This is a genomic window from Paenibacillus sp. J31R34 (assembly GCF_059383715.1).
The window spans coordinates 234,539-250,383 of record NZ_JBXENU010000005.1 but is presented as its reverse complement, the minus strand read 5'-3'; the positions used below and the strand labels follow the sequence as shown (position 1 = coordinate 250,383).

Genomic DNA, 15,845 nt, shown 5'->3' with positions numbered 1-15,845 from the left:
GGCAATCCAATAAAGCTTATCCGCAAATTCATGATTATTTAATTGCATGTGTAGCTCATACCCGTTTGAATACTCTATAAATCAGCGGCTGCAGCTCGATTTCAAATACCGTTTCGTTTGTTGTCTCATACAGGGCAGACCATTCCTCCCCGCTTCTTACATCTACTAGTTTACGCCCATTCCCGTCAACATGCACTTTGATTTTCTCTTGATGATCAAGAAAAGATTCCAAAATAAACGTATCGTTGTCATACAGGAAGATGGATACTTTACCGGGGCACTCTAAATAAATCTTCCATTCACTCATCAGGTACTGACGTATTGTCGTCAGCACTTCTGTTGGATAAATATACAATTCAACGTAGTCATCGGGTACCGTCAAAATATATACGGTTCCATTCCCATATTTATTTTTCAATAATACAGGAAACCACATGTCTTCTTTTTTCAGCGCAACTATACAATCTCCAGCATTGCTCATATACTCAATCACGGGCAAAAGCACGTTGCTGCGGCTCCAGTAGCTACCATTAAAGCTAATGCCTTCGGATACAAATTCATTGGAAAAGGCTTTTCTGCCAGTGTACCTTGCCGATGTCAGCTCTTCGACGCCTCGCCCCTGCATCTCCCGCAGGAAGCCAGAGGTTAGGCAAACATCCGAGCCCTGCAACAGGTGATTTTTCAGCTTCTGGATAATTTCAGCATCTTGGGCGCTATTCGCAGAGATGAATACCAAACCGGGTGAGTCCGGGAATTGAGGGCTAGGCTCTAAGGCGACTCCTACCATGCCCAAATAATCGTACAAATGATTCTCTCCTCGTGCATGAAAAGGCTCATATACCGACAAACCTACTGGATTCCCCGTATCGCCGAGCACCTTGTCCAATCGTTCCAATTCATGTCCAATCGCTGGAATTTGAACGGTGTCGAGCAGCCAGCTGTAGCAGAACAAGGTGAGCTCCTTGCCTTTGGCAAAAAGCGTGAGCATCGCTTGTTCAAGGAAATAAGAAATATGAGGTGTGCTTCCAAGCGAATCAATCCATCCTCCTGCATTATGCCCGGGCTTTACATTTTCCAGCCAACGCATGAGTGAATAACTGCCGTATCGCGGAAGGCTTTGTGAAGAATGGTTGGAGTCCCTCGTTTCTGTTCCCGTGTAAATCTCATCGAAAATCCGCGACTGTGTTTCGGGGTTATAACCCGTTTCTTGAAACGATTCATTCCAATCCGGAAATTTGATGATCATATTTACATTGGGATTTATCGTTTTGGCAGCTTTCATAACGATATTCTCCGATACTTCCGTCATCAATTGCAATCGGAACTCGGACCAGCTTTTGCTTCCCTTTGCCTCGATGCAGGTCGGGCAGGCGCAATTCGTAAAGAAGAAATCATCAATAATAATCTCATCGAACACGGAGGCCGCAAATTTAACTGCTTCCTCCAACATTTTCAAATCTTCCTCGTTTGTATAGCAAAGCGTCGTGCATGATCGCTTATAGCCTTCTTCAATCGGCTCGGCCTGGCTCTCAAAAATCGTCCCTCCGCTGCCATTAACCCCTGTTTCGTTAATAAGCGGCTTGTTTTTTGTCGTATTCATCCGTGTTGTTGTGATAGCCCCTGATACAGCTATTCCCTTTTCACGGAAAAACTGCTTCAAAGCATCGAGCTTCTCTCTGGATACATCCATGTCGTCTCTATGTGTTTCCAGATAAACCTTGGAGCATTTCAAATGCTTCTCAAAAAATTGAAAGCCTGCTCTGAGGTTGTCCAGAGAATCAAAATTGGCAATACATCTCGTTGTAAAGTATAGCGCCACATTAAAATGTGAATATTTCGTCATTAGTATTTCCTCCATCGTTATCATTAATCGTGTGTGTGAATATTACCCTTTAACCGCTCCGACAACTATACCTTTAATAAAATATTTTTGGAAAAACGGATAGACCAGCAGTACAGGAATTAAACCGATGACCGCAATTGCCATTTTTATCGCAGTTGTCGGAAAGCTTGTCCCCATGCTAACCTGCAGTTTACTGCCAAGGCCGCTCATCATGAAAAGCGTGTCCAAAAGCATTCTATTCAACAGAACCTGCAAGCTGAATAATCGCTTATCACTAATAAAATATAATCCATTCAGCCAATCATTCCAGTAACCTAGCCCTATAAACATAACCAGTGTTGTAATAATAGGGAGGGACATCGGAAGTACAATTTTGCATAAAATACGTATTTCGCCAGCCCCATCTATTTTAGCTGCTTCCGTTACAGCCTCTGGTATATTCGTCGTAAAATAAGTGCGCATCATAATGACATTAAATGCGTTCATAAGCAAGTTGGGAAAGATCAGCGCATAAATCGTGTTTTTCACATCAAAAATCTGCGTCCACATAATATAGCTTGGAATTAATCCGCCTGAAAACAACATCGTGAAAAAAATAAAAAAAGAAAATATATTTCTCCCTGGCAAATCCTTTCGCGATAATGGATAAGCGAACATAGTGGTGATGATCAGGCTTAGCAAGGTTCCGATTACGGTGACAAGCGTTGAAATGAAATACGCTCGACCTACTTCGCTTGAATTGGTGAGAATATATTTATAAGCGGTAAAGTCAAAGCTTTTGGTGAAAAACGAATACCCGTTTTGGATCAGGGCCGTTTCATTAGTTATGGAGGATATAATCAGCAGTAAAAAAGGAATAATACAAAATAATGATATTCCAACCAGACTCAGGTTCGCAAACGCCTGGAATCCCTTATTGGTTTGAACCATCTGCAATACCCGCTTTCTATGAATGTCCTAAAATAGCGCACTTTCGGGGTCGCTTTTTTTGACGGTATAATTAGCAATCAAAATCAGAATAAATCCGACAAGAGACTGATAAGCGCCGGCAGCGGAGGACATTCCAATGTTTTGTGTTTGCATAAGCCCACGATAGACATAAGTATCAATCGTATTGGTTACGTTCATTAATGGCCCGCTGTTCATAGGCACCTGGTAAAACAGTCCAAAATCGGAGTAAAAAATTCGCCCTATTGCCATCAAGGTCAAAATGATGATGGTCGGTTTTAAGCTCGGCAGCGAAATATGGAGAATGCTCTTCCATTTGCTCGCGCCATCAATTGCCGCTGATTCAAAATAACCGTTGTCGATCCCAACCAATGTGGCATAAAAGATAATCGTGTTAAAGCCAAACCATTTCCACACATTCACAATGACCAAAATGAAGGGCCAATATTTAGGGCTCGTATACCATGAAACCGGATCGATTCCGAGCGGTTTTAAAATCGTATTGTTGATGAACCCCGTTTCTGCGCTCAAAAATCCATAAACCAGATATCCCACAATAACGATAGAAATCAGGTAAGGCAATAAAATAGTCGTTTGGTAAAATTTTTTGGCTTTCTTTGATGTGATCTCATTTAATAATACGGCGACAAAAACAGAAATTATCGTTCCAATGACGATAAACAATAAATTGTAACCGATTGTATTGCGTGTTATCAGCCATGCATCCTGCGTTTTGAACAGGAATTCAAAGTTTTGAAAGCCAATGAAATCGCTTCCCCAAATTCCCTTCTGGTAATTGTACTGCTTGAAGGCAACAATAATCCCGCTCATTGGAATATAGTTATTGATAATCATATAAATCGTCCCGGGTAAAAGAAGAAGATACAGCGGCAGAAACTGCATTTTTCTCCACCGACTCATTTTTTGCAGGCTATTCATGCGGACCTCCCCTCACCCCGCTCCTACCTTCCGATTGTCGTAACAGCCTCATCGCAGGAGCGGGGGAGCATTGTTTGCTATTGTTTATTTTTGTGCGAGCCAATTATCGAGCTGAGCCTGCTTTTCTTCTATAATTGCGTCTATGCCGGCACTCTTCAATTCCTTTTCAAACCGCGGCAGCACCTCGACCGGATCGAGGTCGCCGCAATCCAGCGCGTTCACATATTTTGCGAGTACATTATTTACTGCAGCAATTTGCGGCAATACTTTCGTGTTGTTCCAAATAAACCCTTTTGCAATGGATTTCGTAGCATTTTCGTTGAATTTGAGCGTATCCTCCCAGACGGTAGGGGAATCGGAGGCCCATACATGAGAAATTAATTCGTTCGGCCAAGCCCATGGATCTGCGCTGTAGGTTTTGTTTTGGGCGTTCATTCCTTCAGGGTAATCAATTAATCCTTTGGCTGCGTCTTTTACCACATAGTTTTTACCCTCAACACCGTAGATAAAGATATTAGCTAATTCTGGATTCGTGTACATTTCATTCAGAATTTGCACCGCTCTTCCCGGGTTTTTACTATTATGGGCAACATACCACAGATTATTAATATTATTAGTTGTCGAATACGGAGCAGTAAGCTCAATAATCGTCATCTTTTTGCCCGTGCTTCTTTCAATCTCGCCTTCCATTCCAGGCTTGGTGTTGGTTATGGACGCGAATGCCTTTCCTGCCTTAATTAGACTGACGGCACTCTCCGAGTTGGTTGAGCCGTTTGGCAGCAGCAAGCCTTCTTCCTGCCATTGATGACGTCTCGTTACAATATTTTTGTAGGTGTCTGACGTATACCAATTGACTACCGTTGTATGGTCAGTCGTAGAGTCCTCCAGAACTCCTGGGTCTCCTCCCAAATCATCCTTGTAGGAAATATAATATCCCATCGTTCCAGCATCGGACACCAGTGGATACATATCCGGGAACTGGGTCTTTGCCTCACGAAGGAGCTTCTCAACATCATCCTCGGTTTTAATGGCAGAAGTGTCGGTGCCCAGCTTCTCCAGATACTCGGTCGGAATGGCATAACCATACCCGGATGCAAGCTCTTTATTGTTGCGGACCGCATAAATTTGACCGTCTACTGAAGTTGAATCCCAATCGGACTGAGGGATTTGCTCCAGCATGTCCTTCCCATATTCCTTGAGCAAATCATTCAGAGGCACAACCTGACCGCTGTTGGCCGCATTTGGAACAGTCAATCCGAAGCTTGGCATTAAATCAAAATCTTCTCCGGAAGAAAGCATCAGATTTCTTTGTTGGCCAAAGGAACTGAAGCCAAAACGAACAAGCTCAATGGTTGTGTTAAACTTTGCTTCTGTAATTTTGCTTGCTGCCGCTGCAACCTCTTTCACCGCTTCGTCGTCGGCATCATCCACCATAATAATCTTGACAACATAGGGCTCTTGAGAAGGTTCTGTTGCTGCCGAAGCGGCTGGCGACGCTTCCGAACCTGCATTGTTTTTACTGCAACCAATAATTAAGGCAGGCAGTAAAATGACGAGACAGGCAAGCGTCATAATCTTTTTTTCAAACCTCATTTTTAATTGCTCCCCTCGTAATTTCTTTTTACAATATAATTGTATCCGCTATCATTTCACGAAGATATCGATTTTGTTTCTTATCATTATCAATTTTGTTTCATGATTTTATTCTGAAGCAACTTGTTGAAGCAGATAAAAAAAGAATGCCTCAGGCTCATAGATAGCCCCGAAGCATTCCCACTTTTCAATCAATATTCGAATCTAAATATTTCTTTGTCCCCTATCTGGCACCCTCGCCATATGCAAACTACAGCTTGCGCTCCCGTCTGCGGGCAACGCCTGAAGCATAAGCCGCTTCAATGACCGCCTCTTTGACACGCTCTGCCACATGCGGATTGAATATGCTCGGAATGATGTAATATTCATTCAGCTCATCCTCGGTAACCACCGCAGCAATGGCCTTGGCGGCAGCCAGCTTCATCTCCTCTGTCACCCGCGAGGCACGGCAGTCCAGCACGCCGCGGAACAATCCGGGGAAGCATAATACATTATTGATTTGGTTCGGATAATCCGACCGTCCCGTCGCAATAACGCGCACAAGGCCTTCCGCTTCCTCCGGCGTTATTTCCGGCGTTGGATTCGCCATTGCGAACACAATGGCATCCTTCGCCATTTTGCGAACATCATCCGCCTTCAGCACGCCCGGCCCCGATACGCCGATAAAAATATCTGCGCCCGCAATGACCTCACTCAGCTTGCCCTGCTCCCGGTTCGGATTCGTATGCTCCGCATACCAGCTCCACGCTTCATGCGCGTAGCTGTTGCCAGCGACGAGTGCGCCGTCACGATCAACCCCGATGATGTTCCGTACACCTGCTGCGAGCAAAATCTTCGTGCAGGCAATACCTGCCGCCCCAACGCCGCACAGCACAAACTTGCAATCTGCAAGCTGCTTGTCAGCAAGCTTGACCGCATTAATAAGACCTGCGAGCAGCACGACCGCTGTACCATGCTGGTCATCGTGGAATACCGGAATGTCCAGCTCCTCAATGAGACGCCTCTCAATTTCGAAGCAGCGCGGCGACGAAATATCCTCGAGATTAATGCCGCCGAAAGTAGGGGCAATGCGCTTAATGGTCGCAATGATTTCTTCCGTATCCTGTGTATCGAGGCAGATCGGGAAAGCATCTACTCCTGCGAGCTGCTTGAACAGCATCGCCTTGCCCTCCATGACCGGCATCGCTGCGAGCGGGCCAATATTGCCAAGCCCTAATACGGCTGTTCCGTCCGATACGACGGCTATCGTATTTCTTTTTATCGTGAGCGAGTGTGCCCGCTTCGGGCTTTCATGTATCGCCATGCAAATATTTGCCACGCCCGGCGTGTACACCCGTGACAGATCATCACGCGTTTTAATCGTCATTTTCGGTGTAACTTCGATTTTGCCGCCAAGATGCATAAGGAAGGTCTGGTCTGATACCTGCAGCACCTTCACGCCTGGCGACTTATTTAATACGCTTACTATTAGTTCTTTGCGCTGCGTATCCGTAATATTGACCGTCACATCACGAATCGTCGATGTTTTGCTTGTCCCGCTTACGTCTACAGCTACAATGTCGCCGCCCGCTTCACCAATTGCCGTAGCAATTCGGCCAAAGGTTGACGTTTCCTTGTCCATTTCCAAACGCAATACGATATTCGTGCTTCCCGTTGCTGGCACCGCCACCCTGACCACACTCCCTTTGCAAACGCTTTAGCGCTTGCTATTTGCCTTCATGTTAACGGTTACATGAAAATGTGGGAAGCTTTTGACCATATTGTTGGTTTTGGTCATTTTGGTCTTTGCTGCAATACGTAGCGATTGATTGGACGCCCAACCCCGCCATAGTTGATTTCCAGCATCACATAACCGCTCTTCTCCAAAAAATCCAAGTAGCGCCTCGCCGTGACTCTGGCAATGCCGATTCCCTCGGCTGCTTCCTCCGCCGATACCCCGCCCTCCGAGCGATGCATCACCTCAACGATTTGCCGCAGAGTAACGGCATTCAGCCCTTTCGGCAGGCTGCTTTGCTGCTCATCCAGTCCAGCAAAACCAATTTGCCTTGCTTGTCCTGTTTGCTCAGCCTTTCCAACTATTCCTGCTGGCCCTGTTTGTCCAGCCTGTCCAGTTTCCTGCTGACAATTACCATGCTTCTGCCCCTGCACCCAGTTTTCCCCAATGAGCAGCATTCGATCCAGCTCCTCTTGGGTGACGGGCTTTTCTTCGGCCAAACCTTCATGACGCTCGCGGTAACGCTCCAAGGTCTGGCGAATCCGCTCCAGCTTGAAGGGTTTAATAATATAATCCATCGCACCTCCGCGCAGCATTTCGCGAATCGTCTCCGGATCTTTCGCCGCCGTTACGACAATAACGTCAACGGGCATTGCCGCTGAGCGCAGCTCCCGCAGCGCTGCCATCCCATCAAGCGCGGGCATAAACACATCGAGAAACACCAAATCCGGCGCAAGCTCCCGGATGAGGCGCAAGCCCTCCAGCCCATTCCCCGCAATGCCCACGACCTGAAAGCCGTCTACTTGCTCGACAAACTGGCGATTAACCTCCTGTACCATGGGATCATCTTCAATAAGCACCACTTTGAAAAAGCTTCCGTTCTGTCCTTTGCTCATGTCCTCCGCTTTCACGTTCATCCGCCAGCCCCTCCCATCGGAAATGTTAGCTCAATAGCCGTACCGCTTCCTAGCTCTGACTGAATACGCAGCTCTCCATCGCCCTTATCGACGATGCTGCCAACCAAATACAATCCAATGCCGCGATTATCGCTGCCTTTTGTCGTAAAACCCCGTTCAAGCACACGCGACTGCACCTCAATCGTCATGCCGCAGCCATTGTCTTCAACAAGAATGGACAGCAGCTCTTCATTCTGCTCCATACTAACATAAATTTCCTTTTCTTCGCGAACTACTTGCGCCAGCGCATCAAAAGCATTTTCAATCAAATTTCCGATAAGCAGCACCATATCATGCTGATCCAGCATGACGGGGAATTGCTTTACCTCCATATGAGGATCAAGCTTAACCTGAATGCCCAGCTCCTTGCCCCGGCTGATTTTGCCAAGCAGCAGGCCCGCCAGGCTGTCATCCGCAATGTGCTGATGCAGAAACTGCGTCAGCTCCTCCTGCTGGCCGGAAATATCATATACATATTGCAGTGCCTGCTCTTTTTTATCCAATTGAAGCAGTCCAGCAATCGTGTGCAGCTTGTTGCTATGCTCATGATTTTGCACCCGCAGCGCATCGACGAACTCTCGCACACCCGTCAATTCCTCTGCCATACGTGCCACCTCGGTCCGATCTTGAAAAATCGCAATCGCCCCGATCATCTCCCCCTGCTCACGAATCGGAATGCGATTGCTCCAAATCAGCGTTTTGCCCACTCGCAGCTCCTGATTGAATACGGGACGCTCCAGCTCCATAATTTCCGGCAGCCTTGTATCCGGCAGCACCTCGCGAATCGGCAAGCCGACTACGTCGCGGGATACATTGAAAATCTGCTTCGCCCGTTCATTAAAAATCGTGATCAGCTCAGAACGGTCAATCGCAATGACCCCTTCATGCATCGCCTGAAAAGCTGCTGTGCGCTCCCCATACATACGCGCAATTTCATGCGGCTCCAAATTGTACATTTGCCGTTTAATGTGGCGGGCAAGCAGCGCTGACCCGAATATCCCAAACAATAAAGCGATCAGCAGCGTAAGCACAATCGAGCTTTTCTGCTCCGCGATAAGCTTCGCCAGCCCCGGCAGCAGCCCGCCCGCCACAACGACGCCTACCTGCTCATGCGCCTCATTCATAATCGGGACATAAGCACGCAGCGCAACGCCCGACTCCCCCTTCACCTTTGACATGTAGGTGTGCTCGGCAAACGCTGCATCCGCATCCGATGAATTGAATTTGCCGCCGATCCTCGACGCCAATGGATGCGATAGCCTCGTCCGGTTCATGTCCAGCACGACAACATAGGCCACATTATTAATAATGCGGATATTGTCCGCTACAGGCGCAATCCAGCTTGCGCTGTCCGGTTCATTGATCTGATTTTTAATGCTAGGCAGCTCGGCAACGGTACGGGCGGTAATCAGCAGCCGCTGTTTAAGCTCGTCCTCCTTCATGCGGGTGACGCTCCCAATCACGACAATGCCACCAATAAGCAGCGAGAGAAGAACGAGTCCGAATGACAGCAATATCATTTTCCAATAAATTCGCAGACGGCTGAGCATCGCTTCTCCTCCCTGTTGCTTCGTTTACGTTTTTTCTCTATTGTGAAATAATAAGGGTAAAATAGCAACTGCGGCAAACGCTGCTAATCTGGCAGGAAGGGGGAGTGGATTAAAAATGAAAACCGCAATCGGTATGATCAGCTTTATTGCTGTAGGCTTGCTGGCAGCCATTTTGTTCGGCTTTCGTCCCGAGGCGACTCGTACCCTGCCCTTTGATGAAGAGCAGACGGGACTGAAGGAGCGGATCGTCATTAAATTCAGCCATGTGGTCGCGGAAAATACACCGAAAGGACTGGCGGCGACCCATTTCGCCAAGCTCGTCAAGGAAAAGACGAATGACGCCGTTGAAATTCAAATATTTCCAAACGGCATGCTGTATACCGAGGATACCGAGGTCGCGGCACTCAAGCGTGGAGATATTCAAATGATCTCCCCCTCCTTTTCCAATCTAAGCGCCGTTGATCCCGCATGGCTCGTCATGGATCTGCCCTTTGCTTTTGCCGATCAGCAAGCAGTGGATAAGGCGCTTGCAGGCGAGCTTGGCACGCTTTTAGCTGCAGCGATGGAGAAGCATCATATAAAAAGCGTTGCCTTTTGGAGCAATGGCTTCAAGCAAATGACGAACAGCATTCGTCCGCTGCGGGTTCCCGAAGATTTTGCAGGGCTGAAATTCCGCATGCTGCCGAGCGATGTCGTCATCAGCCAATTTCAAGCGCTTGGCGCCACTACAGCGAAAATCCCCTTTAACCAAGTGTTCGCAAGCTTGAAAAAAGGCATCGTTAATGGACAGGAAAACACGATATCCAACATTTTTACGAAGCAGCTGTTTCAGACGCAGCATTATATGACGATTAGCAATCATGGCTATCTTGGCTATGGCGTCATGTTTAATGAAAGCTTCTGGGACGAGCTTCCTCCGGGCATTCAGGACGAGCTGCAAAGCGCGCTTGCAGAAACGACCGAATGGATGATGCGGAACACAGCAGCCATGCAGGAGCAGCAGCTTCGCCAGCTCAAGCAATTGAAGGATATTGACATCCATACGCTGACGCCGCAGGAGCGGGAGCAATGGGTGCAGGCTTTTCTGCCGATTTATGACCAATATTATGAAATTATCGGGGAACCACTGATGAAGGAAATCGCGCGACCGAAATAACCAAAACGAACAATATGACCGTATGCTTGTGACAGAGGCTCTCCTTCTTTTACAATGAGGACGCAAACGAAATTAAAGCGTTTTCATTTTGATAAAAGAAAGTGGGGCCCTCCTCATGAAGCTGAAATTCAACCTAAAAAACCTAACTGTCCAAGTCGTGTGTGCTATCATTATTGGTATTTTATTCGGCCATTACTTCCCGGAGCTTGGCGAGAAAATGAAAGTGCTTGCCGATGGATTCATTAAGCTGATCAAAATGGTTATTGCGCCCATCGTCTTTTTCACCGTTGTAAACGGCATTGCCAATATGGGCGATATGAAAAAAGTCGGCCGCATCGGCGGCAAGGCGCTGCTCTATTTTGAAATTGTGACGACGCTAGCGCTTGCGATTGGCCTCATCGTCGTCAATTTGGTGAAGCCGGGCGCAGGCATTGATGCCAGCAAAGCCAGCGGCGACATTACAAAGTACACCGACGCTGCTGCCCAGTCGAGCCACAGCATGGTGGATTTTATACTCGGCATTATTCCGGATAACGTCATTTCGGCCATGGCTGGCGGCGATTTGCTGCCGATACTCTTATTTGCGATTTTGTTCGGCTTGTCGCTTACGGCGATGGGAGAATCGGCAAAACCGGTTACCCAACTGTTTGACAAGCTGTCGCATGGCTTTTTCGGCATCGTCAATATGATTATGAAGCTATCACCACTTGCTGCTTTCGGAGCGATGTCCTACACAATCGGCAAGTTCGGCATTGGCTCGCTGACCTCGCTGGGCAAGCTGATGGGCTCCGTCTATATTACGATGGCGCTGTTCATCATCATTGTGCTCGGCTCGATTGCCCGCTTTTATGGCTTTAGCATTTTCAGCTTTATCCGTTATATCAAGGATGAAATTTTCCTCGTGCTCGGCACTTCGTCCTCCGAATCGGCGCTGCCGCGCATGATGGATAAGCTTGAAAAATACGGCTGCTCCAAGCCCGTCGTTGGGCTCGTCGTTCCAACTGGGTACTCGTTCAATCTCGACGGTACGGCGATTTATTTGTCCATGGCCGCGATGTTCGTCGCTCAGGCATCCGGCGTTGAGATGTCGCTCTGGCAGCAGCTTACGCTGCTTGGCGTACTGATGCTGACGTCCAAGGGAGCCGCAGGCGTTACGGGCTCCGGGTTTATTACGCTGGCAGCGACGCTTGCTGCTTTCCCGAGCATTCCTGTTGCTGGCATGGCTCTGCTGCTCGGCGTTGACCGCTTTATGTCCGAGGCCCGCGCCATCACGAACCTGATCGGCAACGGTGTCGCAACGGTCGTCGTCGCCAAGATGGAAAATGAATTTCATCCGGGCGGCGCGCCGGATGCGGCTGTAGCCGCGAAAGTCGAGCCTGCACATACTGCTGCAAGCACGGGTCTCGCTGGAAAGCTGGTTAAGCCTGCTGCGGAGCAGTCTTAAGCTCGGCTCCAGCTAACTTGCTCACTAAAGACTAAAAAAGCGAAGTGTCCTGCCAATACAGGGACACTTCGCTTTTGTCGATAATGAGTCTGTAAAATAGATTGTGTAAACTCCTAAACCCATTAAAATGGTAGTATACGAAAGGTTGGGGAGTACACATGGGATTATGGACGAAAGAGCAGCTACGAGCTTTCATTAAAGAGAACAAATTGGTATCCGCACAAGATGCCCAAAATGCATTGAAGGATCTGTTCGCCGAGACGCTACAAGAGATGCTCGAGGCCGAAATGGATACGCATTTGGGTTACCAAAAGCATGAGGTTCAAAACAAGCAGACGAAGAATAGTCGCAATGGTAAGAGCAAAAAGAGCATCGTTAGCGAGTATGGTGAACAAGAAATTAACATCCCTCGTGACCGCGATGGCGCTTTTGAGCCACTTGTCGTGAAGAAGCACCAGTCCAACGTGACGGGTATCGAGGATCAAATCATTGCCCTGTACGCCAAAGGGGTGTCTACTCGGGAGATTCAGGATCATCTGCAGAATCTGTATGGCATTGAGGTCTCGCCAACCTTCATTTCCAACGTGACCAACAAGATTATTCCACTTATTAAAGAGTGGCAAAACCGACCGTTGCAGTCCGTGTACGCCGTTATTTTTCTCGATGCCATTCACTTCAAGGTCAAGCAAGATGGGGCTATCGTGAATAAGGCGGCTTACATGGTTATTGGCATTGACCTGGAGGGTTGTAAAGATGTGCTCGGCATGTGGATCGGCGAAAATGAGTCCTCTAAGTTCTGGCTTAACGTCCTGAATGACCTGAAAAACCGCGGTGTACAAGACATTCTCATTACCTGCGTCGATAACTTGAGCGGCTTCACGCAGGCCATCTCCGCGTGTTATACGCAGACCGAAATCCAGAAGTGTATCATCCATCAGATCCGCAATTCCACGCGGTTTGTCTCCTACAAGGACATCAAGAAGGTCACGGCGGACCTAAAGCCCATCTACAAGGCGGTTAACGAAGAGATGGCGTTGCTGGAGCTCGATCGATTTGAGGAAACATGGGGAACGAAATACCCGCTCATTGTGAAATCCTGGCGCAATAACTGGGATGAGCTCGCTACGTTCTTTAAGTATCCTGCTGAAATCCGCAAGATTATCTACACGACGAACATCATTGAGAGCTACCACCGTCAGCTGCGCAAGGTGACCAAAGGCAAAAGCATCTTTCCAAAGGATGAATCCTTGCTCAAGATGCTTTACTTGGCCACGATGGACGTGACCCGTAAATGGACCGGCCGCGTACAAAACTGGGGACAAATGCTCCTCCAGCTATCCGTCTTCTTCCCGGATCGCATCGGTCATTTTCTTAAATGATTTTTCATCTTCTCCCCGCGGGGAGAAGCCTATTAAAAGAGTTTACACAAAAGATTTGACAGACCCTCGATAATAATATAAATATTAGATGTTGAAACTTATTGAATCATCCATTCCTTCCCCATCTAACTTCTGAAGGAATTGATATAAAGCAGCATACTTGCCATTTAAATATACATTCAAGGTTGTCTGGACAAATTCAACCGGTTCGTTAAAACGATAATGAATCACATATGCTATCTTCTCTCTCTCTAACTGGATTGATGATAGATCAAATGTTCTAAAGGCATCAAAAAATTCTTCTGGCTCATCCACTTTCCAATTAATTGCATATAACCAAAAACCTTCAACCGCTTTCTCAAATGGAGCCTCTTGCAATAGGAATTGTTTCAAATTAAATTCGTTCATTACTTATCCTCTACCCCTCCCCAAGACAATATTGAAACTTCAAACCGTATTTTTAATTTTGCTAAATCATTTAAAACACTTGGCTGCAATTCAAAATACATTTGAGCCAAATCAGATTGTAAATACAACCGAATACAAATATCCTCAAAGGCTGTTTCGGATATATATTTTTCAGATTGCTGTAACTTTAAAACAAGTTTATGCAGTACAGTGTTTGGAAACTCGTCATTTACAATTTCTATCTTATAACTCCAAACGTCTTTAGGTGCTTTGTATTATGTCTTGTTAATAGTTTGTCCTTTAAACGTATAATTTGTTGGTTTGATATTCAATTCTTCAGAAATGTTTTCTTTGTTTAGCTTCTCGCCTCTAATTATTAATGAGCAAGCTCCAGAAATAAAACTCAATAGCTGCACCATCCTTCTTTTTCCATATACTCTTTAACTATCTCCTGAAGTTCTTTCCATGTGAAGTTATTGTCCCCACGTTTTCCAACTTCACCTTTCAGATTCAATCGTGAGAAAAGATGAAATATCGAGCAATTCTATGCAATAAATCAAATAAGAAGTGCAGTATCTGATACTATAAACAAAAAGAAACCACACGTAGCTTTGAAGGAGGACTTTCTCAGGTTCTCCTTGATCGAACTTGCGCTCCAGAAGATTAGAACATGTACGATGTTCTTGCGTCGCTTTTGCCTTTTTTCGATAGGGATTGGCTTGGCGGATCGTAGCTACTAACCCGAACTTACGCATCATACGACTTGGCGCGTTTCTTCAGTGCTGCGCCAACGGTAATAGCCGCTTGTACTTACTTCGGCAATCTCACATAAGTAGCGTGTTAAACGTCGTAGGTCATGCTTGAGAATCGTCTGGTTAATGAGCTGAAAGTGCTCGGAAGGCTTCAACTCCTTACTGCTTCGCCTTTCGAGCGCTTCTAGCTTTTTTAAAAGTTCATTTTCCGCTTCGAAGAGTTTAATCCGAGCTTCAGCTTGCTTCAGCTTCTCTTCTGCTGACGATTCACTCTTCGATCGTCTGCCTGTGCTTACGATGCCTCTGCGTTCTTCTAGCAAGCCATCCTCACCATACTATCGTAGGTCTCCCTCCAGCGATAGAGGCTCTCTGTAGGTGTTCTCTGACCGATGAGTTCGATACTAAAGCCTGCTTTCAAGAAAATCTCCATTGGCGGCTCTCCCGCTTGGTTAGCTTGCACCTCTGCGAGTTTAAAACTTGGAGCATACGAAATGTTCCTGCCTGATACGCGGCTTACGTTTGGATTCGATTCCAACAATCTGATCGTTGCTTCAGTAAATCCAGTTCTGATTTTTCTCATGATGTTCATTTCTCGTGTAATCTCGATAGTATGATTAAAGCAGAAAAACCCGTAAGAGGTCACTTTTTTAAAGTATCCATCTTACGGGTTACAGTTCACACTCGCATGTGGTCCTATTATATCATGTGAAATTATCTAAGAATATTTAGCTTAATATCATCCTATCGATTTCCATATTACCATATGCTCTAAAAACCTCTCACCCTGTTCATTTTTTAATGAAAAGCAAAATGTAAGACCTTGCATATTATATTCGTTTTCCATTGAATCATACTCTAAATCTTCTATATCTAAATCCTCTAGATCCAATAATGTTGAACCTATGCAAATCCTACCTAAGTATTTCCCTTTATACTCACCAAATACAGTTATCGTTGATAATTCTCCCGTTTTTTTCGATACAAAGAAGTGAGTATTATCTATATCTATATTTATTGTATTCGAGCTCTCTGATATGACATAAGGAGATTCAATAATTTCAAGTAGCTCCTCTAAACTACTCCCCAATTTATACTTTCCTACTCGCTCACCTGCAACTATATCACCAAAATTAACATTCATATCCCCAGACCTTTCCAATAGA

At 46.3% G+C, this 15,845-nt stretch carries 13 protein-coding genes; 3 read left to right on the top strand and 10 right to left on the bottom strand.

Translation table 11 applies throughout. The features are described from left to right. Positions 1-55: 55 nt before the first annotated feature. From AC50YG_RS16110 to AC50YG_RS16080, 7 genes are all read right to left on the bottom strand, one after another. Complete coding sequence (locus AC50YG_RS16110) at positions 56-1,843, bottom strand: permease (RefSeq protein WP_494828033.1); 1,788 nt, start codon at positions 1,841-1,843, stop codon at positions 56-58. A 42-nt stretch (positions 1,844-1,885) separates the two neighbouring features. After that, on the bottom strand, positions 1,886-2,773 hold the full coding sequence (locus AC50YG_RS16105; protein ID WP_494828032.1) for a carbohydrate ABC transporter permease: 888 nt from the start codon (positions 2,771-2,773) through the stop codon (positions 1,886-1,888). Between the two features lie 27 nt (positions 2,774-2,800). Beyond that, positions 2,801-3,730 (bottom strand): ABC transporter permease, encoded by a 930-nt coding sequence (locus tag AC50YG_RS16100; RefSeq protein ID WP_494828031.1) that lies wholly within the window; start codon positions 3,728-3,730, stop codon positions 2,801-2,803. Between the two features lie 84 nt (positions 3,731-3,814). After that, a complete protein-coding gene (locus tag AC50YG_RS16095; protein ID WP_494828030.1) occupies positions 3,815-5,323 on the bottom strand; it encodes an ABC transporter substrate-binding protein in 1,509 nt (502 codons plus the stop codon). Positions 5,324-5,573: 250 nt separating this feature from the next. Beyond that, entirely contained in the window at positions 5,574-6,992 is a 1,419-nt protein-coding gene (locus AC50YG_RS16090; RefSeq protein ID WP_494828029.1) for an NAD-dependent malic enzyme, read from the bottom strand. 104 nt (positions 6,993-7,096) lie between these two features. Further along, positions 7,097-7,954, bottom strand: a complete 858-nt coding sequence (locus tag AC50YG_RS16085; RefSeq protein ID WP_494828028.1) for a response regulator — start codon at positions 7,952-7,954, stop codon at positions 7,097-7,099. Further along, complete coding sequence (locus AC50YG_RS16080; protein ID WP_494828027.1) at positions 7,951-9,543, bottom strand: ATP-binding protein; 1,593 nt, start codon at positions 9,541-9,543, stop codon at positions 7,951-7,953. Before AC50YG_RS16080 ends, AC50YG_RS16085 begins: the two co-directional genes overlap by 4 nt. A 115-nt stretch (positions 9,544-9,658) precedes the next feature. Here AC50YG_RS16080 and AC50YG_RS16075 point away from each other — a divergent pair, with 115 nt between their 5' ends. From AC50YG_RS16075 to AC50YG_RS16065, 3 genes are all read left to right on the top strand, one after another. Further along, positions 9,659-10,699 (top strand): DctP family TRAP transporter solute-binding subunit, encoded by a 1,041-nt coding sequence (locus tag AC50YG_RS16075; RefSeq protein ID WP_494828026.1) that lies wholly within the window; start codon positions 9,659-9,661, stop codon positions 10,697-10,699. 115 nt (positions 10,700-10,814) lie between these two features. Continuing rightward, the gene (locus tag AC50YG_RS16070; protein WP_494828025.1) at positions 10,815-12,143 is read left to right on the top strand and encodes a dicarboxylate/amino acid:cation symporter; all 1,329 of its coding nucleotides are present in this window, start codon (positions 10,815-10,817) and stop codon (positions 12,141-12,143) included. 158 nt (positions 12,144-12,301) lie between these two features. Further along, positions 12,302-13,522 (top strand): IS256 family transposase, encoded by a 1,221-nt coding sequence (locus AC50YG_RS16065; RefSeq protein WP_494828024.1) that lies wholly within the window; start codon positions 12,302-12,304, stop codon positions 13,520-13,522. Positions 13,523-13,606: 84 nt separating this feature from the next. Here AC50YG_RS16065 and AC50YG_RS16060 read toward each other — a convergent pair whose 3' ends face one another. The 3 genes from AC50YG_RS16060 to AC50YG_RS16050 all read right to left on the bottom strand — a co-directional run bounded on the left by AC50YG_RS16060 (position 13,607) and on the right by AC50YG_RS16050 (position 15,823). Continuing rightward, complete coding sequence (locus tag AC50YG_RS16060; RefSeq protein WP_494828023.1) at positions 13,607-13,930, bottom strand: hypothetical protein; 324 nt, start codon at positions 13,928-13,930, stop codon at positions 13,607-13,609. Between the two features lie 754 nt (positions 13,931-14,684). After that, entirely contained in the window at positions 14,685-15,002 is a 318-nt protein-coding gene (locus AC50YG_RS16055; RefSeq protein ID WP_494828022.1) for a hypothetical protein, read from the bottom strand. 416 nt (positions 15,003-15,418) lie between these two features. Further along, positions 15,419-15,823, bottom strand: a complete 405-nt coding sequence (locus tag AC50YG_RS16050) for a hypothetical protein (RefSeq protein ID WP_494828021.1) — start codon at positions 15,821-15,823, stop codon at positions 15,419-15,421. Positions 15,824-15,845 lie beyond the last annotated feature (22 nt).